Below are 18,719 nucleotides of genomic sequence, written 5' to 3' on the forward strand. Positions count from 1 at the left end.
ACAAGATGTATGCTCATGCTCGCTGTCGCCGCAGGGGAATCCGGTGCGAATCCGGAACTGTCCCGCAACGGTGTACACGCGTGCATGTCCACCCATATGTGCACGCCTGTTCAGTCCGAGGTCCTGCCGACAGCGCGCCCGGCCGTCCCGGTCCGGGTGCCCTGACGTCCGGGCCTCGCGGAGTGGGCCGGTGGACGCGACGCCCCGTGCGCTCGTGTGCTGCCCTGCCCTCCGCCAGGCCCCCTGCCGAGCGAGGGAGAGCCTCACGTGACCATCGCGCCAGCCGACCCGGTTTCAGTCTTCGAGCTGGAGACCGACGGTCCCGGGAACGCGTTGCTGCGGACCCTGACCGAGCTGACCGCCGACCTTCCCGACGCCGCCCCCGGCCGGGTCGCCGCCGCCGCCCTGCGCGGCCGGTCCTCGCGGGCCGACGAGGCGGAGCTGCGCGAGCTGGCGACGGAGGCGGCCGCCGGTCTGATCTCCGAGGACCCCGCCTACTCGAAGCTGGCCGCCCGGCTGCTGACCATCAGCATCGCCGCGGAGGCCGCCTCCCAGGGGGTCACGTCGTTCACCGCCTCGGTCGCCGTCGGCCACCGCGAGGGTCTGATCGCGGACCGCACCGCCGAGTTCGTGCGCGTCCACGCGGCCCGTCTCGACGCGCTGATCGACACGACCGCCGACGACCGCTTCGGCTACTTCGGGCTGCGCACTCTGCACAGCCGCTATCTGCTGCGGCACCCGATCACCCGCAAGGTCGTCGAGACGCCCCAGCACTTCCTGCTGCGCGTCGCCGCCGGCCTGGCCGAGGACGACAGCACGCGTGCGCTGGACGAGGTCGCCGCGCTGTACGGGCTGATGAGCCGCCTGGACTACCTGCCGTCCTCCCCCACGCTCTTCAACTCCGGCACCCGGCACCCCCAGATGTCGTCCTGCTACCTCCTCGACTCCCCGCTGGACGAGCTGGACTCCATCTACGACCGCTACCACCAGGTCGCCCGTCTCTCGAAGCACGCCGGCGGCATCGGGCTGTCGTACTCCCGGATCCGCAGCCGCGGTTCGCTGATCCGCGGCACCAACGGGCACTCCAACGGCATCGTGCCGTTCCTGAAGACCCTGGACGCCTCGGTCGCCGCCGTGAACCAGGGCGGCCGGCGCAAGGGCGCGGCCGCGGTCTACCTGGAGACCTGGCACTCCGACATCGAGGAGTTCCTGGAGCTGCGGGACAACACCGGCGAGGACGCCCGCCGTACGCACAACCTGAACCTCGCGCACTGGATCCCGGACGAGTTCATGCGGCGCGTGAACGCGGACGAGCAGTGGTCGCTGTTCTCGCCCTCGGACGTGCCCGAGCTGGTCGACCTGTGGGGCGCGGAGTTCGAGGCCGCGTACCGCAAGGCCGAGCGGGACGGGCTCGCGAAGAAGACCATCCCGGCCCGTGACCTGTACGGCCGCATGATGCGCACCCTCGCGCAGACCGGCAACGGCTGGATGACCTTCAAGGACGCCGCCAACCGCACCGCCAACCAGACGGCCGAGCCGGGTCACGTCGTGCACTCCTCCAACCTCTGCACGGAGATCCTGGAGGTCACGGACGACGGCGAGACGGCCGTGTGCAACCTGGGTTCGGTGAACCTCGGCGCGTTCGTCGACCCGGCGGCCGAGGACGGCGACGGCATCGACTGGGAGCGGCTGGACGCGGCCGTCCGCACCGCCGTCACCTTCCTCGACCGGGTCGTCGACATCAACTTCTACCCGACCGAGCAGGCGGGCCGCTCCAACGCCCGCTGGCGGCCGGTCGGTCTCGGCGCGATGGGCCTGCAGGACGTCTTCTTCAAGCTGCGGCTGCCGTTCGACTCCGCCGAGGCCAAGGCCCTGTCCACCCGGATCGCCGAGCGCATCATGCTGGCCGCGTACGAGGCCTCCGCCGACCTGGCCGAGCGCAGCGGCCCGCTGCCCGCCTGGGACAAGACCCGTACCGCTCGCGGTGTGCTGCACCCCGACCACTACGGCGTCGAGTTCACCTGGCCGGAGCGCTGGGCGGCGCTGCGGACGCGGATCGCGGCGACGGGCCTGCGCAACTCGCTGCTGCTCGCCATCGCGCCGACCGCCACCATCGCGTCCATCGCGGGCGTGTACGAGTGCATCGAGCCGCAGGTGTCCAACCTGTTCAAGCGCGAGACGCTGTCCGGTGAGTTCCTCCAGGTCAACTCCTACCTGGTGAACGAGCTGAAGGAGCTCGGCGTCTGGGACGCCCGCACCCGTGAGGCGCTGCGCGAGTCCAACGGCTCGGTGCAGGAGTTCGCGTGGATCCCGGCCGAGGTCCGCGCCCTGTACCGGACGGCGTGGGAGATCCCGCAGCGCGGCCTGATCGACATGGCGGCCGCCCGTACCCCGTACCTGGACCAGGCGCAGTCGCTGAACCTGTTCCTGGAGACGCCGACCATCGGCAAGCTCTCCTCGATGTACGCGTACGCCTGGAAGTCGGGCCTGAAGACGACGTACTACCTGCGCTCGCGTCCGGCGACCCGGATCGCCCGCGCCGCCCAGGCGCAAGCCCCGATTCCCGTACAGGCGACCCCTGAAGACGCGGTCGCCTGCTCTCTTGAGAACCCCGAGTCCTGCGAGGCCTGCCAGTAATGTCCACCGCCCCCGAAAAGACCGAAAAGGCCGAGAAGAACCTGCTCGACCCGGGCTTCGAGCTGACGCTGCGTCCGATGCGCTACCCGGACTTCTACGAGCGCTACCGGGACGCCATCAAGAACACCTGGACCGTGGAGGAGGTGGACCTCCACTCGGACGTGACGGATCTCGCGAAGCTGTCACAGGGCGAGCAGCACATGATCGGCCGGCTGGTCGCGTTCTTCGCGACGGGCGACTCGATCGTGGCGAACAACCTCGTGCTGACGCTGTACAAGCACATCAACTCCCCCGAGGCGCGGCTCTACCTGAGCCGTCAGCTGTTCGAGGAGGCCGTCCACGTCCAGTTCTATCTGACGCTGCTGGACACCTATCTCCCCGACCCCGAGGACCGGGCGGCCGCCTTCGACGCGGTGGAGAACATCCCCTCCATCCGCGAGAAGGCCGAGTTCTGCTTCAAGTGGATCAACGAGGTCGAGAAGCTGGACAGCCTGCAGACCCAGGCCGACCGCCGCCGCTTCCTGCTCAACCTGATCTGCTTCGCCGCGTGCATCGAGGGCCTGTTCTTCTACGGGGCCTTCGCGTACGTCTACTGGTTCCGCAGCCGGGGCCTGCTGCACGGCCTGGCGACCGGCACCAACTGGGTGTTCCGCGACGAGACGATGCACATGAGCTTCGCCTTCGAGGTGGTCGACACGGTCCGCAAGGAGGAGCCGGAGCTCTTCGACGACCAGCTCCGGCAGGAGGTCACCGACATGCTGCGGGAGGCCGTCGAGGCCGAGCTGCAGTTCGCCCGTGACCTGTGCGGCGACGGCCTCCCGGGGATGAACACCGACTCCATGCGGCAGTACCTGGAGTGCGTCGCCGACCAGCGTCTGGCACGGCTCGGCTTCGCCCCGGTGTACGGCTCGGAGAACCCGTTCTCCTTCATGGAGCTGCAGGGCGTTCAGGAGCTGACCAACTTCTTCGAGCGCCGTCCGTCGGCGTACCAGGTAGCGGTGGAGGGCACCGTCGACCTGGACGAGGACTTCTGATTCTTCCGGGTCTCCCGGCTCTCGCGGTTCTCCTGAGCCTCCCGGATCTGCCGGTCGGCGCGCCTGTCGCGCACGATGCCGACCACGGACGGGAGGATCAGGAGAACCATGATCCCGAGGACCATGAGCATTCCGATCAGGCTTTCCAGCTGGTTTGTGTTCATGGACACCACTGTCCTGCCTGAGACTCCTGACCGGGAGTGGCAGGACTGCCGTACACCTTCAAATTCCTGCCACTCCAGTGGCACACTGGCAAGATGCTGAAGAACGTGGTCGCCGTCCTCCTAGACGGTGTGCATCCCTTCGAGCTCGGCGTCCTGTGCGAGGTGTTCGGCCTCGACCGCAGCGACGGGGGGCTGCCGGCGTACGACTTCGCCGTCGTGTCGGCGGAGGGCCCGGTCCTGAGCACCCATGTCGGCGGACTCACCGTCTCCACGCCGTACGGCCTCGACCGGCTGGAGGAGGCCGACCTGATCGCCGTGCCGGCCTCGGACGCGAACGTCGAGCGGGAGTATCCGCCCGAACTGCTCGCCGCCCTGCGCCGGGGCGTGGACCGGGGCGCCCGGGTGCTCAGCGTCTGTTCGGGCGTCTTCGTGCTGGGCGCGGCGGGGCTGCTCGACGGGCGGCGCTGCGCGGCGCACTGGCGGCATGCCGATCTGCTGGCCCGCCGCTATCCGCGGACGACCGTCGAGCCGGACGTCCTCTACGTCGACGAGGACCCGGTGATCACCTCCGCCGGCACGGCCGCCGGGATCGACGCGTGTCTGCACCTCGTGCGCAAGGAGCAGGGGCCCGAGGTGGCCAACGGCATCGCGCGGCGGATGGTCGTACCGCCGCACCGGGACGGCGGACAGGCGCAGTACGTCGCACGGCCGCTGCCCCGGTCGGCGTGCGACACGGTCGGCGGGGTGCTGGTGTGGATGGAGGCGCATCTCGACCAGGAGATCACGGTCGAGCAGCTCGCGGAGCGCGCCCACATGTCCCCGCGCACCTTCGCCCGCCGCTTCCAGCAGGAGACGGGCACCACCCCCTACCGGTGGCTGCTGCGCCAGCGGGTGCTGCTGGCACAGCACCTGCTGGAGGCGACGGACGAGACGGTGGACGCGATCGCCTGGCGGGCCGGCTTCGGCACCGCGGGAGCCCTGCGCCATCAGTTCGTGCAGGCGTTGGGGACGACCCCCAACGCCTACCGACGCACGTTCCGCGGCCCGCAGGCAGTCGCCTGAGCCGCGGCTCTCACCCGGGTATCGCCCGCAGCAGCAGCCTGCGCGGCCGCAGCGTGATGCCGACGTGCGTCCGGGAGTCGGAGCCGGGCGCCGGCTCGAAGCGGAACGCGGACGCCACCACGGCGGCGATCAGCGTCAGCTCGGCCATCGAGAAGTGGTCGCTCGGGCACTTCCGGTTGCCGACGCCGAACGGCGTCATGGCGTATTTCGGCACCTCCGGGGAGCCGCCGGGCAGCCAGCGGTCGGGATCGAACTCCGTGTGCCGCTCGTACGACCGCGGATCGCGCTGCACCGCGTAGGGGCTGTAGACGATGTCGGCGCCGGCGGGAATGCGGTATCCGCCGAGCTCGGTGTCGGTCACCGCGCGCCGGGTCAATATCCATACGGCGGGATACAGCCGCATGGTCTCGACCACGACATTGGCGGTGTGCCGCAGCTTTCGGACGTCGCCGAATGCGACCGGCCGGTCACCGACGACGCTTTTCACCTCCTCGCGGATCTTGTCCACCTGGTCGGGGTGCTCGGTGAGGACGTGGAGCAGCGACATGACCACGGAGCCCGCGGTTTCGCTGCCCGGGGTGAGTATCGCGATGACCTGGTCGTGGATCTCCTGTTCCCCGATGGGCTCGCCATTCTCGTCCTTCGCCTCCAGCAAAGCCGTCAGCAAATCGTCCGGTTTTTGACCGGATGCGCGACGCTCGGCGATGATCTCGTCCACCAGCCGATGCAGATCGGCCAGTGCCCGGTTGAATACGCGGTTGGCCGGAATCGGTACCCGATAAAGCGGTCCGAGGGGTACCACCATGCGCTGGTACATACCGGCGAACAGGGTGGCGAGGGCGGAGGTGATGCGCTCGGACCGGGCGTCCATATAGCTGCCGCGCATCAGACAGCGGGCGGAGATGCGCACGGACACCCGGAAGGACTCGGCGGTGACGTCGAGGACCTCGCCCCGCCGCCAGCGCCCGACGAGCGCGTGCGCCTCCTCCTCCATGATCGGCCCGTAGCCGGGGATGGCGTCGAGCCGGAACGCGGGCTGGATCGTGCGTCGCTGCCGGCGGTGCAGCGGACCGTTGGCCGTGGCCACGCCCTCCTTGCCGAGCAGGTCCTCCAGGGTCTCCCACAGGGGGCCGGAGATGATGTAGTCCGGGCTGAGCGCGAGGGCCCCGACGAGTTCCGGCGCGGTGACGGCGTACACCGTCTTGGGGCCGAGCCGCAGACGCACGATGTCGCCGTGGTCGCGCAGCCGGGCCATGAAGGCCAGCGGATCGCGGGCCAGCTTCCAGCCGTGTCCGAGCAGCGGAACCCCGCCACCGGCCAAAGGCGCCTCACCCGGTTCGGATGTCCCGGGGGTCGCGGGCTTCACCGACTCGACGGTCATTTCTCACCTGCCGCTTCGTTGTTGACGTACGGGGGCGTGGACCGGTCGTCCCAGCTGTCGACCATGTATCGGCCGGACTCGTGGTGGAACCAGTAGACGGAACTGAACCAGTTCCGCATATTGCCGAGGCAGGACCGCACGGCGGCGCCGAGTTCCCTTCCGCGGACGGTCCCGTCGGTGAGGCGGTCGGCGAGCAGGAGGACGTCCTTCTCGACGGCAAGGAATTCGGATATGCATTCCTCGACGCGTCGCCGTAGTTCCTCGACCGCTTCTTCCAGAGTCAGCCTCTGATGGGTGATGAGACTGATTCCGAGATTGTGCACCTCATCGCCCGCCAATTCCTTGGGGAGCGAGCAGAGGTCGTTGTACCAGGCGGCGAATTCCTGACTCAGCAGGGCCGCACGCCGAAACGCGGGGTGTTTCCGTACCGGGTCCGGGAGTTCACAGCCCGCACTCGGTTCGAGCAGATCGGTCCATATCCAGTGGGCGAAGGTCAGCCGACGCAGTGCGAGGTATTCCTCGACGCCGGGAATGCGTCCTTCGACGCGGTTGCGGAATTCCCGGTCGTACGCCTCGATCACGGTGTGGAAGTGCCGGGCGAACCGTGCGTTCCAGGTGCCGGGAAGGAAGGCGTACAGCCGGCCCACGCTGTCCGCGAGTCCGGCGACCAGCGGATCCGGGTGCCGCAGATACCCGGCCGGGGCGTCCAGGGCCGCATGTAAGCGGAACCGCAGTTGCCGCCAGGAGGAGGACCGGGCGTGCACGACGTCACGGTCGTGCCGGTCGTCCCAGACGAAGAACCACGCGCTGTAGTCGGCGATGGCCTGCATCACCTCGTCGGGTGCGCCGAGGTAGTAGCCCGCCATCAGGTCCGTATAGCAAAGACCGTCGGCATATTCTGCGACCTTGTCCGCCGGCATCAACCGCTTTTTCAGCAGCCAGGAGCGCGTGTTCTCCTGCAACCGGGGCCAATACGGATGCAGTTGCCGGGGAAACGCCGCCTCGATGACCGGAAGAGAGAGCGAGGGAGGAACCGCGGGCGCGGCCACCGTCGCTGTGGTGCTGTATGTGGTGCTGCATGGCAAAGCTGGCACGAACAACCCCTCTCAGCCGCCAGTGGGCACACACCCCTCCCGCCGTGCCGGGCGTGCGCCGTTGCGTATCCCCGCACTTCCTATTCAGCACTACAACTGACCACTATGGGAACGGATTTGCTTCATTCACTACCCCAACATGCTGAGAATCCACCCCCGCCTGACTGATTACGGATCAGCAGATGTGCAGTAGATGTGCGTAAGCGATCGAACGTCCGTCGGACACACGAACGACGCCTGGCCGGGAGGCATCCCGGCCAGGCGTCGTAGTTCGTGCGGGTGGGCTCAGTCGTTGGCGACCACGGGGTAACGGGGCTCGTTCTCGGCCATCTGCCGCAGGGCGTCCTTGCGTTCGCGCTTGGACAGCCTGTCGATGTACAGGTACCCGTACAGGTGGTCGGTCTCGTGCTGCAAACACCGAGCGAAGTAGCCGGTCCCGCGCACCTTGATCGGGTTGCCCTGCTCGTCCTGCCCGGTCACCTCGGCGTAGTCGGGACGGGCGAGCGGCGCGTAGGCGGTGGGCACCGACAGACAGCCCTCGTTGCTGTCGTCCAGCCGGCGCCGGTCCGCGGGCAGCTCGACGAGCCTGGGGTTGCACACGACACCGGTGTGCCGGGCGCCCTCGTCGTCGGGGCAGTCGTAGACGAAGACCTTCAGGTCGACGCCGATCTGGTTGGCGGCCAGGCCCACGCCCTCGGCGGTGTGCTGCGAGGCGAACATGTCCGCGACCAGCTGCCGCAGCTCGTCGTCGAACTCGGTGACGTCCCTGCACTCCTTGTGCAGCACCGGGTTCCCGACCACGGTGATCGGCCGCGAGGCGCCGGCCTCACGCCAGGCCAGCTCGCGCGCCTCCGTCTCCTCGGTGTCGATGACGAAGCCCTCGTCGTCCACGGGGAGCACGCCCGCGTGCTGCTGATCGGTGTCCTGCTGCGCCATGACCGACGTACGCCTTCCTGGAAAAACATGGGGTGAATGCTCGATACAGGGTACGGGGGGTCGCGCCCCTAAGGGGCGCGGGGAACTGCGCGAGCAACCACGACGAGCCCGCAGTCGGCCACCGGCCTAGCAGACCTCTTCAAGATCCCGCCAGTCACGAGAGTCCGGGCTGTCCGCGACCCACCCGTCCAGCAGCCCTCGGACGAGCGACGCCGGGGCGGCCACGCCACATTCACGCTCCGGCACCCACAGCTGCCCGTCCGTCCGATGCCCCAGCGGCCCCGGATGTCCCGGCTCGCTGTGATCATGCGGATCGAGATGCTCGCCGTCACCCTCGTCGGAGGGCATCCGGGACTCCGAGCACATCCGGCACAGCAGCCGCACCGAGGAGGACCAGTCCTCCGCCGCGAACCCCGCGTCGGCGGCCAGCTGCTCCAGCGCGTCCCGGTCCGCCTCCGTGGCCGCCTCCAGGAGGACCACCCAGGTCGGCACCGGGGACGGCGCCCACAGCTCGATCTCGTCGAAGACCGGGTAGGAGTGGCCGAAGGAGGTGGTCCGCTCGCCGTGGGGCACCCCGTCGTGCAGGACGACCTCGCCCCAGCGCCGTCCGGAGGAGGGCAGCGGGATCGACAGCACCTCCATACGGGCAGGGTCCAGCCGCCGCCCCCACACCACCTCGGCCTCGCCCTCGGGCGACAGCCGTACGGCCGCGCTCCCCAGTTCCATGCCGACGGGCTCGCCTGCGCCCGTGGCGTGGCCCGGGACGTGCAGCCCGTACGCCTGCCAGGCGCGGCGGGCCAGCGGCCAGTCCTGCAGGGCGGTGGCGGCGATCCCGACGTTCCACCAGTCGGGGGCCCCGGCCTCGCGGTCGAGCAGGGCGACCGCGCGCAGGCCTGCCGTGCGGGCCTGCTCCCAGTCGTGCCGGAACTTGTGCAGCAGGGCGAGGTTGAACCAGGACTCGGACAGCCAGGGTTCCAGGTCGGCGGCACGTGTCAGCAGCGCGCCCGCGTCCTCGTACCGCCCGTCGCCGATCAGCGTGAACGCGCGGTCGGTGGCCTGCCGCCAGGAGGCGGAGGGCCGGTGCCGTCCCTTGCCGAAGATCCTCACGATTCCCGCCTGCCAGTTCCGTTCTGTGGGCTGGCCAGTGCCCCCGGACACTCTCTCCCTCGCATCCAACCACGTGACGCCGGAGGGCCGCTCATTACCCATGGGTTACCCACCCACAGGCAAGGTCAGACGCCCCCACCCGTCGCCCACCACCACCCTGCCTGAGGCGCTGCGCGCCCCCCTAAATTCCAAAGCACCCTGGCCAGCGCCTCCACCACCTCGGGCGCGTACTCCCCGCCGGTGCCCAGACGCAGTTCCTCCAGTGCGGTGAGGGGCCCGCCCGGACCGGCGCCCCGCACCTTCTCGTCGTAGGCGTTCACCACCCGGACTATGCGCGCGGCCACCGGTTGCTCCGGGTAGGGGTCGGCCTGCCGCTCGACGACCGTCGCGACCTGGGCGCCGGCCCCGGTCTGGCGGACGACGGCCCCGCCGAGCAGCGCGATCCGCCGCTGCTCGGCCGCCGGGAGTCCGGCGGTGGCCCCGGCCGGGACCGGGTCGACGAGGCTGAGCTGCCCGATGTCGTGCATGAGGGCCGCGTACTCCAGGACGGCCCGCTCGGGCTCGGGCAGCCCGAGGTCGCGGCCCACGGCCTGGCTGAGGGCGGCGACCCGGCGCGCGTGCCCGGCCGGGGTGTACCCGGCGATCTCGGTGGCGCGCGCCAGCGAGGCGATGGTCTGCCGGTAGGTGGCCCGCACGGCCGCGTACCGGCGCAGGGACAGCTGGGTGAGCAGCAGCGGCACCGAGAACACGGGCAGCGCCCACAGGCCGACGACGGCGACCGCGAGCGCCATCACCGCGCCCGTCGCGCACACCGCCGACCCGATGCCGGGCACCGCCCGCAGCTCGTCCCGCAGCAGCGGGGCGAACGGCCAGCCGGTGCGGGAGCGGGCGAGCGCGGCGGCGACCACGGCGTCGCACAGCACGGTCAGGACGAGCAGCGCGAGCAGCAGCAGCGCGTAGGCGGGGCCGCTCCAGCCGTCGAACGCACCGCGGTTGTAGAGGGGCTGGAAGCAGACGGCGGCGAACCCGACGGCCAGCACCCGCCGGACCAGGTGGTCGAGGACGGGTCCCTCGCCGCGGGCCAGCCGCGGCACGCTGCCCAGCAGGGAGGCGGCGACCACGACCGACACGACCTGCGCGACCCCGTGGTGCGTGGGGTGCCCGGCGTGCTCCCCGACCAGCGCGTAGGACAGCGACCCGGCGGCGCCGAGCGGCGCGGCCTCGCGCAGCCCCGGCCCGTTCCACCGGATGAGCTCGCCGACGGCGACGAGGATCCCGAAGGCGAGCGCGACGGGGCGTTCCTCGACGCCGGTCATGAACGTCACGAGGAGGGAGCCGGCGACGAGGAGGGCAGCGGCGGTGTAGAGGGCGAGGAAGGGGCGGCGGGCGATCATCGGCGTGCCTCGGACCGGTCGTCGTCGGGGGCCTGCGCGGGCGTCGGGACGGCGGAGGGCCGGGCCTCCTCGGCGGTGACGACCGGATGCCAGCCGTCCCGCTCGACGACCCGGGTCAGCGCGGTGACCATCCGGGGGTCGAAGTGGGCGCCCGCGCACCGTCGCAGCTCCGCCAGGGCTGCCGCCACCGGCCGGGCCCGGCTGTAGGAGCGGGTGGAGGTCATCGCGTCGAAGGCGTCCGCCACGGCGACCACCCGTGCGGACTCCGGGATCTGACCGCCGGCCAGGCCGTACGGGTAGCCGGTGCCGTCGATGCGTTCGTGGTGGTGGAGGATCGCCGCTCGGGCGTCGCCGAGGAAGGAGATCCCGCGGGTGATCTCGTGCCCGTACTCGGGGTGCAGTTCGATCACCCGCCGCTCCTGGGGCGTCAGTGGCCCGTCCTTGCGCAACAGGCGGGTGGGGACGCCGAGTTTGCCGACGTCGTGCAGGATCCCGGCGAAGCGGAGCACTTCGATCCGGCTCTCGTCCATGCCCAGTTCGCGCCCGATGAGCATCGAGGCCTGTCCGACGCGTTCGCTGTGGCCGCGCGTGTAGCCGTCCTTGATGTCGACGGCCTGCACGAGGGCGCGGATGGTCGCCTGGTGCGCGGCGCGCTCGCGGTGGTACTGCGCGAACACCCACCAGGACACGCCCATCGGGAACAGCACGAGCAGCGCGGCCACCGGCCCGTACGGGCTGCGCCACAGGACCGCCATCATCAGCCCGGCGAGCCCGTGCACGGCGACGGGGGCGAGCGACCGTGTGAACGGCCCGCGCCCGGCGGCCCGGGCCGGCAGTCCCTCGGCGAGCGTGCGCACTCCGCCGTCCAGCACGCTCAGCACCAGGCAGAACACCAGCACGGCGGCCCCGGCGGGCCCGAGGGCGGCGGGGAAGTCGGAGTCGCCGATCGCGGCCCGCCCGCCCAGCGCCTCGTGCGTGCGGGACGCCGCCCAGACGGCGACGGCCAGCTGGGCGGCCCGCCAGATCCGCCGCAGCCCCCGGGGGCGCTGCTCGACCCGCGCGAGCAACGCCCCTGGCAGCGGTACGAGCGCGGCGGCGGGCGGCGCCAGCAGAAAGGCCCCGGCGAGCAGCACGGGGTAGAAGGCGCCCAGGTCCCCGGCGACGGCTCGGCCGGCCGGGCGGTACCGGGTGACCTGCTCGCAGCCGACGTACAGCCCGGCCAGCAGGGCTACCGCCCACCAGGGCGTCCGGACGGACGGCAGCCCCCAGAGGCAGGACGCGGCGCCGACCACGACACAGGCGACGTAGCCCCACGCCCGCGGCGGAACCGACCGCATCGCTCTCCTCCCCGGTGGCCCGAGGCCTCGGCCGGCCGTGCGGACCTGCTCGGGCTCAAGCCCGGTACGGATTACGGGACATGCTCGGGAGTTGGAGAATAGGACGGCCGGCGGGGACCCCGGGGAGGCAATGGACGTTTCCGCGGTCCCAGCGGCGTGAGATTAGCCCGTTCGAGTGAGCGACCCGGGTGTCCGCCGGTCCGCCTCACACGTGTCACCTCGGCACGTCCGCCGCCAGCGTCCGGTTCAGCTGCTCCACCGTGGCCGGCGACTCGCGCTGGAACGCGGCGAGGTCGAGGCCGTCGTCCGCGATGACGGTCAGCAGCGCCCGTTCGCCGACGCCCACCACGATGACGTGCCCGGAGCCGCACCTCGCGACCACCTCGCGCAGTGTGCCGGTGCCCGCCTGCTCGGCCATGCGGCTGGCGACCCCGAGGGTGGCGGCGGCGAGCGCGGCCACGGACTCGGGGTGGGCGGAGTCCGCGTCGGCGACGACGAGAAGACCGTCCACCGTGGACAGCACGCTTTCGGAGACCCCCATCACCCGGTCGCGCAGCGAGATCAGGATGTCGGTCAAGGGGTTCGGCGGCGGCTGCGGTGACGGGTCTTCACTCATGAACTACTCCTTGGTACCTTGCTGTTGGCATATTCTTCGACTGTGCCGGCCGAGTCGCCTCAGTCGGATTCCGGCAGCGCGTCCAGGCCCCGCCGGACTCGGCGCAGGATGTCGAGGGAGGGCTGATCGGCGGCCAGGGCTTCGGCCGACAGCATCGGCAGGACGAACGGCAGGGCACCGGCGGAGTCTGTGGACGGCGACGCGCCTCGCACGGGCAACGGCGGCTTCTGCGGGGTCGTCGGTCGAAGAGGCGGCGATCGGTGGGGCAACGGTCGGTCGGGCGGCGGTCGGTCCGGCTCGGACGTCGGGGGTCGATCGGACGTCGGCGGGGGTTGATCGGGCGTCAGGGGTTGCAGGGGTGTCAGGGGTTGCTCGGGCGTCGGTGGCGGGTCTCGGTACCGGTCCGGTTCCCGGGCCCGGAGCCGCTGGGTCCGCTTCGCTTCGGCGTTCTCGCGCCGTCTGTTGCGCAGCTCCGCACGGCGTTGGCGTGAGTTCACCGACCGCCCCAACTCTCTGAGCCGGTCGGGCTCGTCGGGTCCTCTCCCTGGGCGTTCCCGCGCCGCCAGGCATTGCCGCCGGGTGTGCGTCTCGGCAGCGGCACGGCTCTCACCGGCCGGCTCGCCGTCTCGGGCACCGCCCCGTTCCCCGGCAGCACGCGCGGCGCGGTGCTGGGCCGTTCGCGGGGTCCTTCACCGGGCTCCCATCGCACGAGCCCGAGCGTCCGCAACCGGATCAGGTCGAGCATGACCGCGTACAGCCCACGGCCGAGCGTGAAGGCGATGTCCCGCGCCGTACGGCGGCCGTTGACTCCGCCGAGCACGGACCGGTGGCGGAGCGACAGCCACTCGGGCGGCCCGTCGGCGGCGTCCGGGGACGGGGTGGGCCGGACCCGGACGAGTTCGCCCGGCGGACCCCACTGTTCGGCCAGCAGCGCGATGCGCCGAGTGGTCTCCTCGGTCACCTTCCTCGGCTCCACGCCCGGTTCGGCGCGGAGCGTGGGTTCGAGGCCGCTGAGCTGCCAGCTTCCGGGCGCGCCGAGCCCCATGGCGAAGGCGGCGTCGAACACGGCGGCGACGCACACCACCTCCAGTTCGGCGGCGCCGATCAGACCGGCGGCCACCAGTTGTCCGCCCAGCAGGTCCACATCGGGCTGGGCGGCGCGGGCGGCGAGCCAGGCCTCGTCGTCGACCCGGCCCGGGGTGAGCAGCAGCGAGGTGGCGGGGGGCGCGCCGGGGGTCTCGATCGCGCCGATCAGGCCCTGTCGCAGATGAATCGTTCCCCCCGGGGTGCCGGAGACCCGGACCGTGCCGCTGAAGCCCTCGTCGCGCAGCCCCTGCAGCAGCGCAGGAAGATTGCGCGCGCCGGCCGTCATCCGAGGACCTCGGCGGCCAGCGAGTCCAGACTGCGGGCGGCGAGCGCCAGGTTGGCCCGCTCCCGGTCCAGGCCCGCGGCCAGCAGCAGGGGGTCCCCGCCCGGTCGCGCCACCGCGAGCAGGACCTGGTGGCGCCGCGTGCTGGTGGTGATCACGCTCTCCAGCTCCCCCTCGGCGCCCGCCTGTCCCAGCCGTTCGGCGATGAGAGCGGCCAGTGCGGCGTCGGCCGCCCCGTCCCCGACCGCCCCGGCGTCGCCCGCCTCCCCGTAGGTGAGACCGGTGACGGCGTCGACCAGAGCCACGCCGGTGACCCCGGGGGAGTCGAGGAGCCGGGCCAGGGAAGCCTGGAGCGCGGTCGTCATTTCCGCGTTTCCCCCTTCACGTGCAGACGTCACACAGTACGTTGAACGTCATCTTTCAGAACAAGCAACAAAGTTGATGTTCCGTGACTCAGAAGTCGCTTACGTTCGATCGTAGTTGTACGTGCAGCGACCAGTCAGCGGCACTGGGGAATTGAGGCAACACCATGAACATCGAGACAGCACTCAAAGAAGCCATGACTGTGGACGGCGCCCTCGGCGTCGCCCTCGTCGACTACGAAAGCGGCATGTCGCTCGGCACGCTCGGCGGCGGTCCGCAGCTCGACCTGGAGCTCGCCGCGGCGGGCAACACCGAGGTGGTGCGCTCGAAGATGCGCACGCTGGCGTCCCTGCACATGGACGACACCATCGAGGACATCCTGATCACCCTGGGCCGGCAGTACCACCTGATCCGGCCGCTCTCGAGCACCACCGGAACGCTCTTCCTCTACCTGGCCCTCGACCGCTCGCGCAGCAACCTGGCGCTGGCCCGGCACAGCCTGAAGAAGATCGAGAGCACGCTGGAGGTCTGACCCGGCAGGCAGGTTCGGATACCGCCGCGACGGCAGCCGGGGGGCTCAGCCCTCGGCGGCCGTCGCGCCCGGCATCTCGGCCGGCGCCGCCTCGTACACGTCATGCTCGGGAACGGTCTGACCGGAACGGATCAGATCGAGCCGGCCCATGACCTTGGCCCGCAGGTCGCTCGGCACGTCGTCATGCCCGCAGCACCGCTTGACCAGCTTCTTCACGGCCTCCTCGAGCCCGTACTTCTCCAGGCACGGCGAGCATTCCTCGAAGTGGTGCTGGAACTTGTCCCGGTCGAGAGGGGGCATCTCGCTGTCGAGATACTCGTACAGGTGGTCGAGGACCTCACTGCAGTCCGTCTCGTGCGGATCTCCGCAGCTCATGAGCCCGAACCTTTCACTTCGTTCGACTCTCCGGCGCCCGCCGGAACCAGCCCGCGCTCACGGGCGTAGTCCTCGAGCATGCCGCGCAGTTGACGGCGGCCCCGGTGCAGCCGGGACATCACCGTACCGATGGGTGTCCCCATGATGTCCGCGATCTCCTTGTACGCAAAGCCCTCAACGTCCGCGAGGTACACGGCGATGCGGAACTCCTCGGGGATGGCCTGGAGCGCTGCCTTCACGTCCGAGTCGGGCAGGTGGTCCAGCGCCTGCGACTCGGCGGAGCGCAGACCGGTGGACATGTGCGACTCGGCGCGCGCCAGCTGCCAGTCCTCGATCTCCTCGGCCGCACTGCGCTGGGGCTCGCGCTGCTTCTTGCGGTACGAGTTGATGAAGGTGTTGGTGAGGATCCGGTACAGCCAGGCCTTGAGATTGGTGCCCTCGCGGAACTGGTGGAAGGACGCGTACGCCTTGGCGTACGTCTCCTGCACCAGGTCCTCGGCGTCCGCCGGGTTGCGCGTCATGCGCAGCGCGGCCGAATACATCTGGTCGAGGAATTCGAGCGCGTCCCGTTCGAAGCGCGCACTGCGCTCCACGGTGGACTCCGTGCCCGTCTCCGCGCTCACGCCCTGGCCCTCGGGCAGCTCCGCCTGGCCGTTGTCGGTCCCTGCGTCGGTACCGGTGACCGGACCCACCTCCTCAAGATCGCGGGTGGGAACGAAACCGATCCCACTCGAATCGGAGGATAGACGACTACCCGTGCCTGCCGCCGCTCGAATAGGAGCGGCCTTGGCCGCGTGCAGCACCGTCCAGTCCAGGTCGGTACGGCTGCTACGGCTCGGGCATACGGTCGAACCCATGCGGCGGACTTCCTTCCCACTGGCGTCGGTGCCGGGCGTTCAGCACTTCTGTCCGCCTCAACAGCGACCCGCCCCTCGACATTCCCCGCTCTTTACCCGAGTGACGTGATCCACCGGACGACACCGGCGGTGACGGCCTCCAGGGCCTCCTCCTGGGTGGTCGCGGCCCTCTTGGGCACGGCGAGCCCGTGATCGCCGTACGGCACCTCCAGGAGCTCGTAGGCGCCTTCGGGGAACTCGTCCGGCCTGCCGAAGGGGTCGTTGGCGCCCTGGACGACGAGGGTGGGCGCCCCGGCGGCGAGCAGTTCGTCGGCGCGGGACTTCTCGGGTCTGCCCGGCGGGTGCAGCGGAAAGCTGAGCGCGAGGACGGCGTGGGCGCCGAGCTCGACGGCGGTACGGCAGGCCACCCGCGCGCCCGCCGACCGCCCGCCGGAGATCACCGGCAGTCCCGGTGCGCCGACGGCCGGCCAGATCCCGCGCCAGCCGATGTCGAGGGTCTTCGGCGCGGTCGCGACCTTCTTGCCGGCCACCCGCCAGGGCTGCTCGACGAGGGCCACGCTCACCCCGTGCCCGGGCAGCACGGCGGCCAGCGCCCGGAGGTCTCGGGCCTCGATGCCACCGCCTGCGCCATGGCTGACGGCGAGGACGAGGCGGGCCTTCTCGGCCTGGTGCCAGGTGACGCGGGCGTCACCCGCGTCCGTGGGAACGATCTCGGTGCTCACGTCGGAAGGGTGTCAGAAGAGTGTGCCCTCCTCGGGCCCCTCCAGCTCCTTGAGCAGCTCCGGCGCGTTGTTGCGGACATTGCTGACGGCCGTGGACACCGGGTAGGCGCGCATCAGCCCGGCCGGCGGGGGTTCGAGGAGCGAGCGCAGGTCGTCGACGTCCGTCCGCGCCGGGTCGAGCCAGGCGTCCCAGCGGTCCGGGGTGAGCATCAGCGGCATCCGGGGGTGGATGTCGGCCAGGGCGTGCGGCCCGTCGGCGGGGGCCACCGCGAGCGGCGACGCCTCGGCCTCCGTGGTGATGACCGAGCACGTCACCCACCAGGCCCCCGGATGGTCGTCGGGGAGGGTGCGGTCCCGCCAGAACTCGTACAGCCCGGCCATCGCGAAGACCGAGCCGTCGGCCGGGAGCACGAAGTAGGGCTGCTTGCGGGCCCGCTTCTTCTTGCCCTCGACCTCCAGCTCGCGCTCGTCCTTGGCGGTGACCCACTCGTAGTAGCCGTCGGCGGGCAGGATGCAGCGCCGGGCGGTGAAGGCCCGGCGGTACGAGGGCTTCTCGTGGACGGTCTCGGCGCGCGCGTTGATCATCCGGGCGCCGCCCTCGGGCGTCTTCGACCAGGAGGGCACGAGCCCCCACTTCAGTGTGCGCAGCTGGCGAACCGGTCGGCGGTCGTCGGCGTCTTTCAACGGACGGTCGAGGACGGCGTAGACCTCCTTGGTCGGCGCCACGTTGTAGTCGGGCTCCAAGGTCTCCTCGGGCTCCCACTTCTCGATTTCAAAGATTCCTGCGAGATCCTCGGGCCTGCGACTCGCTGCATACCGTCCGCACATACGTGCCACACTGCCAGACTCCGTACGTCGATTGGGAGCCACCGCACACCATGGACAGCACCGCCGCCACCGCGCTGCCCGACCTGTGGGACCGTCTCGTCGGCACCCAGCCCGACCCCGACCTGTGGGTGGTGATCGCCACCGCGGTCGCGGCCCTCGCGGTCGTCGTGCCGCACAGCCTGTGGCGCGTCTCCCGCAACGCGATCACCATCGCCCACGAGGGCGGTCACGGCCTGATAGCGCTGCTCACCGGCCGCCAGCTCACGGGGATACGCCTGCACTCCGACACCAGCGGCCTGACCGTCAGCCGCGGCAAGCCGCACGGCCTCGGGATGATCCTCACGGCGGCCGCCGGCTACACCGCTCCCCCGCTCCTCGGCCTGGGCGGCGCCTCCCTGCTCGGCGCCGGCCGCATCACCCTGCTGCTGTGGCTGGCGACGGCCCTGCTGGTGGCGATGCTGGTGATGATCCGCAACGCGTACGGCGCCCTGACGGTGGTCCTCTCCGGCGGCACGTTCCTCCTGGTCTCCTGGCTGGCGGGCCCCCAGGTGCAGGCGGCGTTCGCGTACGCGGTGGTCTGGTTCCTCCTCCTGGGCGGCGTCCGCCCGGCCTTCGAGCTGCAGATGAAGCGATCGAGGGGCGGCGCAGGCGACTCGGACGCCGACCAGCTCTCCCGGCTGACCCACGTCCCGGCGGCACTGTGGCTGTTCCTGTTCCACACGGTGAGCCTGTGCGCACTGCTGGGCGGGGGACGCTGGCTCCTGGGGTTGTAGAAACGCCCTGCCTTTAAGGCCTTTAAGGGGCGCGGGGCTGCGTCCATATGCGGCTCCGCCGCGGGGCGCGACCAGCCCCGACGGCGCCGCACCCGACCACGACCGGCCGCAGGCCTACGCGCCGCACCCGAACCACGG

General features: G+C 70.9%; 19 protein-coding genes and 1 riboswitch. Of the genes, 5 read left to right on the plus strand and 14 right to left on the minus strand.

What is annotated here, in order from left to right:
- Positions 1–9: 9 nt before the first annotated feature.
- A riboswitch (cobalamin riboswitch) is annotated at positions 10–145 on the plus strand.
- Positions 146–267: 122 nt separating this feature from the next.
- From ACWD4O_RS03450 to ACWD4O_RS03460, 3 genes are all read left to right on the plus strand, one after another.
- Entirely contained in the window at positions 268–2,637 is a 2,370-nt protein-coding gene (locus ACWD4O_RS03450) for a ribonucleoside-diphosphate reductase subunit alpha (RefSeq protein ID WP_451277001.1), read from the plus strand.
- Positions 2,637–3,671: a ribonucleotide-diphosphate reductase subunit beta gene (locus tag ACWD4O_RS03455; RefSeq protein WP_451277003.1), complete on the plus strand. Its 1,035-nt coding sequence runs from the start codon at positions 2,637–2,639 to the stop codon at positions 3,669–3,671. The genes ACWD4O_RS03450 and ACWD4O_RS03455 overlap by 1 nt, the downstream gene beginning before the upstream one ends.
- A 257-nt stretch (positions 3,672–3,928) precedes the next feature.
- Entirely contained in the window at positions 3,929–4,897 is a 969-nt protein-coding gene (locus ACWD4O_RS03460; protein WP_451277005.1) for a helix-turn-helix domain-containing protein, read from the plus strand.
- Between the two features lie 10 nt (positions 4,898–4,907).
- On the opposite strand, the gene ACWD4O_RS03465 is transcribed toward ACWD4O_RS03460, so the two are convergent.
- The 10 genes from ACWD4O_RS03465 to ACWD4O_RS03510 form a co-directional block, all read right to left on the minus strand.
- Positions 4,908–6,278 carry a bifunctional albaflavenone monooxygenase/terpene synthase gene (locus tag ACWD4O_RS03465; RefSeq protein WP_451277007.1) on the minus strand — a complete coding sequence of 457 codons (1,371 nt, stop codon included), beginning with the start codon at positions 6,276–6,278 and terminating at the stop codon, positions 4,908–4,910.
- The gene (gene cyc1, locus ACWD4O_RS03470) at positions 6,275–7,372 is read right to left on the minus strand and encodes an epi-isozizaene synthase (protein WP_451277009.1); all 1,098 of its coding nucleotides are present in this window, start codon (positions 7,370–7,372) and stop codon (positions 6,275–6,277) included. Before cyc1 ends, ACWD4O_RS03465 begins: the two co-directional genes overlap by 4 nt.
- Before the next feature lie 285 nt (positions 7,373–7,657).
- A complete protein-coding gene (gene def / locus ACWD4O_RS03475; RefSeq protein WP_451277011.1) occupies positions 7,658–8,308 on the minus strand; it encodes a peptide deformylase in 651 nt (216 codons plus the stop codon).
- A 126-nt stretch (positions 8,309–8,434) separates the two neighbouring features.
- Entirely contained in the window at positions 8,435–9,415 is a 981-nt protein-coding gene (locus tag ACWD4O_RS03480) for a tetratricopeptide repeat protein (RefSeq protein ID WP_451277013.1), read from the minus strand.
- Between the two features lie 125 nt (positions 9,416–9,540).
- Positions 9,541–10,809 (minus strand): HD-GYP domain-containing protein, encoded by a 1,269-nt coding sequence (locus tag ACWD4O_RS03485; protein ID WP_451277015.1) that lies wholly within the window; start codon positions 10,807–10,809, stop codon positions 9,541–9,543.
- On the minus strand, positions 10,806–12,146 hold the full coding sequence (locus ACWD4O_RS03490; RefSeq protein WP_451277017.1) for an HD-GYP domain-containing protein: 1,341 nt from the start codon (positions 12,144–12,146) through the stop codon (positions 10,806–10,808). The genes ACWD4O_RS03485 and ACWD4O_RS03490 overlap by 4 nt, the downstream gene beginning before the upstream one ends.
- 214 nt (positions 12,147–12,360) lie before the next feature.
- Positions 12,361–12,762, minus strand: a complete 402-nt coding sequence (locus tag ACWD4O_RS03495; protein ID WP_450948895.1) for a roadblock/LC7 domain-containing protein — start codon at positions 12,760–12,762, stop codon at positions 12,361–12,363.
- A 59-nt stretch (positions 12,763–12,821) separates the two neighbouring features.
- Positions 12,822–12,980: a hypothetical protein gene (locus ACWD4O_RS03500; RefSeq protein WP_451277768.1), complete on the minus strand. Its 159-nt coding sequence runs from the start codon at positions 12,978–12,980 to the stop codon at positions 12,822–12,824.
- Between the two features lie 275 nt (positions 12,981–13,255).
- A complete protein-coding gene (locus ACWD4O_RS03505) occupies positions 13,256–14,134 on the minus strand; it encodes a hypothetical protein (protein WP_451277020.1) in 879 nt (292 codons plus the stop codon).
- A complete protein-coding gene (locus tag ACWD4O_RS03510) occupies positions 14,131–14,496 on the minus strand; it encodes a hypothetical protein (RefSeq protein ID WP_450948897.1) in 366 nt (121 codons plus the stop codon). The genes ACWD4O_RS03505 and ACWD4O_RS03510 overlap by 4 nt, the downstream gene beginning before the upstream one ends.
- A 164-nt stretch (positions 14,497–14,660) precedes the next feature.
- Here ACWD4O_RS03510 and ACWD4O_RS03515 point away from each other — a divergent pair, with 164 nt between their 5' ends.
- Positions 14,661–15,026 carry a hypothetical protein gene (locus ACWD4O_RS03515; RefSeq protein ID WP_451277022.1) on the plus strand — a complete coding sequence of 122 codons (366 nt, stop codon included), beginning with the start codon at positions 14,661–14,663 and terminating at the stop codon, positions 15,024–15,026.
- Between the two features lie 45 nt (positions 15,027–15,071).
- Here the strand turns inward: ACWD4O_RS03515 and rsrA are convergent, their stop codons facing one another.
- From rsrA to ACWD4O_RS03535, 4 genes are all read right to left on the minus strand, one after another.
- Positions 15,072–15,401 (minus strand): mycothiol system anti-sigma-R factor, encoded by a 330-nt coding sequence (gene rsrA, locus ACWD4O_RS03520; RefSeq protein ID WP_450948899.1) that lies wholly within the window; start codon positions 15,399–15,401, stop codon positions 15,072–15,074.
- On the minus strand, positions 15,398–16,093 hold the full coding sequence (sigR, locus tag ACWD4O_RS03525; protein WP_351903184.1) for an RNA polymerase sigma factor SigR: 696 nt from the start codon (positions 16,091–16,093) through the stop codon (positions 15,398–15,400). Before sigR ends, rsrA begins: the two co-directional genes overlap by 4 nt.
- Positions 16,094–16,350: 257 nt before the next feature.
- Entirely contained in the window at positions 16,351–16,980 is a 630-nt protein-coding gene (locus ACWD4O_RS03530) for an alpha/beta hydrolase family protein (RefSeq protein ID WP_451277025.1), read from the minus strand.
- Positions 16,981–16,992: 12 nt separating this feature from the next.
- Positions 16,993–17,808 carry an SOS response-associated peptidase gene (locus ACWD4O_RS03535; RefSeq protein ID WP_451277027.1) on the minus strand — a complete coding sequence of 272 codons (816 nt, stop codon included), beginning with the start codon at positions 17,806–17,808 and terminating at the stop codon, positions 16,993–16,995.
- Between the two features lie 50 nt (positions 17,809–17,858).
- Between ACWD4O_RS03535 and ACWD4O_RS03540 the strand changes: the two genes are divergently transcribed.
- Positions 17,859–18,581: a M50 family metallopeptidase gene (locus tag ACWD4O_RS03540; RefSeq protein ID WP_450948902.1), complete on the plus strand. Its 723-nt coding sequence runs from the start codon at positions 17,859–17,861 to the stop codon at positions 18,579–18,581.
- Positions 18,582–18,719: the final 138 nt, after the last annotated feature.

This window comes from Streptomyces sp. NPDC002623, assembly GCF_053592635.1.

Bases quoted from the DNA above. Each gene is read 5' to 3' on its own strand.
- ACWD4O_RS03455 (WP_451277003.1), top strand. From the start codon at position 2,637: ATGTCCACCGCCCCCGAAAAGACCGAAAAGGCCGAGAAGAACCTGCTC.
- ACWD4O_RS03460 (WP_451277005.1), top strand. From the start codon at position 3,929: ATGCTGAAGAACGTGGTCGCCGTCCTCCTAGACGGTGTGCATCCCTTC.
- ACWD4O_RS03465 (WP_451277007.1), bottom strand. From the start codon at position 6,278: ATGACCGTCGAGTCGGTGAAGCCCGCGACCCCCGGGACATCCGAACCG.
- def (WP_451277011.1), bottom strand. From the start codon at position 8,308: ATGGCGCAGCAGGACACCGATCAGCAGCACGCGGGCGTGCTCCCCGTG.
- ACWD4O_RS03485 (WP_451277015.1), bottom strand. From the start codon at position 10,809: ATGATCGCCCGCCGCCCCTTCCTCGCCCTCTACACCGCCGCTGCCCTC.
- ACWD4O_RS03490 (WP_451277017.1), bottom strand. From the start codon at position 12,146: ATGCGGTCGGTTCCGCCGCGGGCGTGGGGCTACGTCGCCTGTGTCGTG.
- ACWD4O_RS03495 (WP_450948895.1), bottom strand. From the start codon at position 12,762: ATGAGTGAAGACCCGTCACCGCAGCCGCCGCCGAACCCCTTGACCGAC.
- ACWD4O_RS03505 (WP_451277020.1), bottom strand. From the start codon at position 14,134: ATGACGGCCGGCGCGCGCAATCTTCCTGCGCTGCTGCAGGGGCTGCGC.
- ACWD4O_RS03510 (WP_450948897.1), bottom strand. From the start codon at position 14,496: ATGACGACCGCGCTCCAGGCTTCCCTGGCCCGGCTCCTCGACTCCCCC.
- ACWD4O_RS03515 (WP_451277022.1), top strand. From the start codon at position 14,661: ATGAACATCGAGACAGCACTCAAAGAAGCCATGACTGTGGACGGCGCC.
- rsrA (WP_450948899.1), bottom strand. From the start codon at position 15,401: ATGAGCTGCGGAGATCCGCACGAGACGGACTGCAGTGAGGTCCTCGAC.
- ACWD4O_RS03535 (WP_451277027.1), bottom strand. From the start codon at position 17,808: ATGTGCGGACGGTATGCAGCGAGTCGCAGGCCCGAGGATCTCGCAGGA.
- ACWD4O_RS03540 (WP_450948902.1), top strand. From the start codon at position 17,859: ATGGACAGCACCGCCGCCACCGCGCTGCCCGACCTGTGGGACCGTCTC.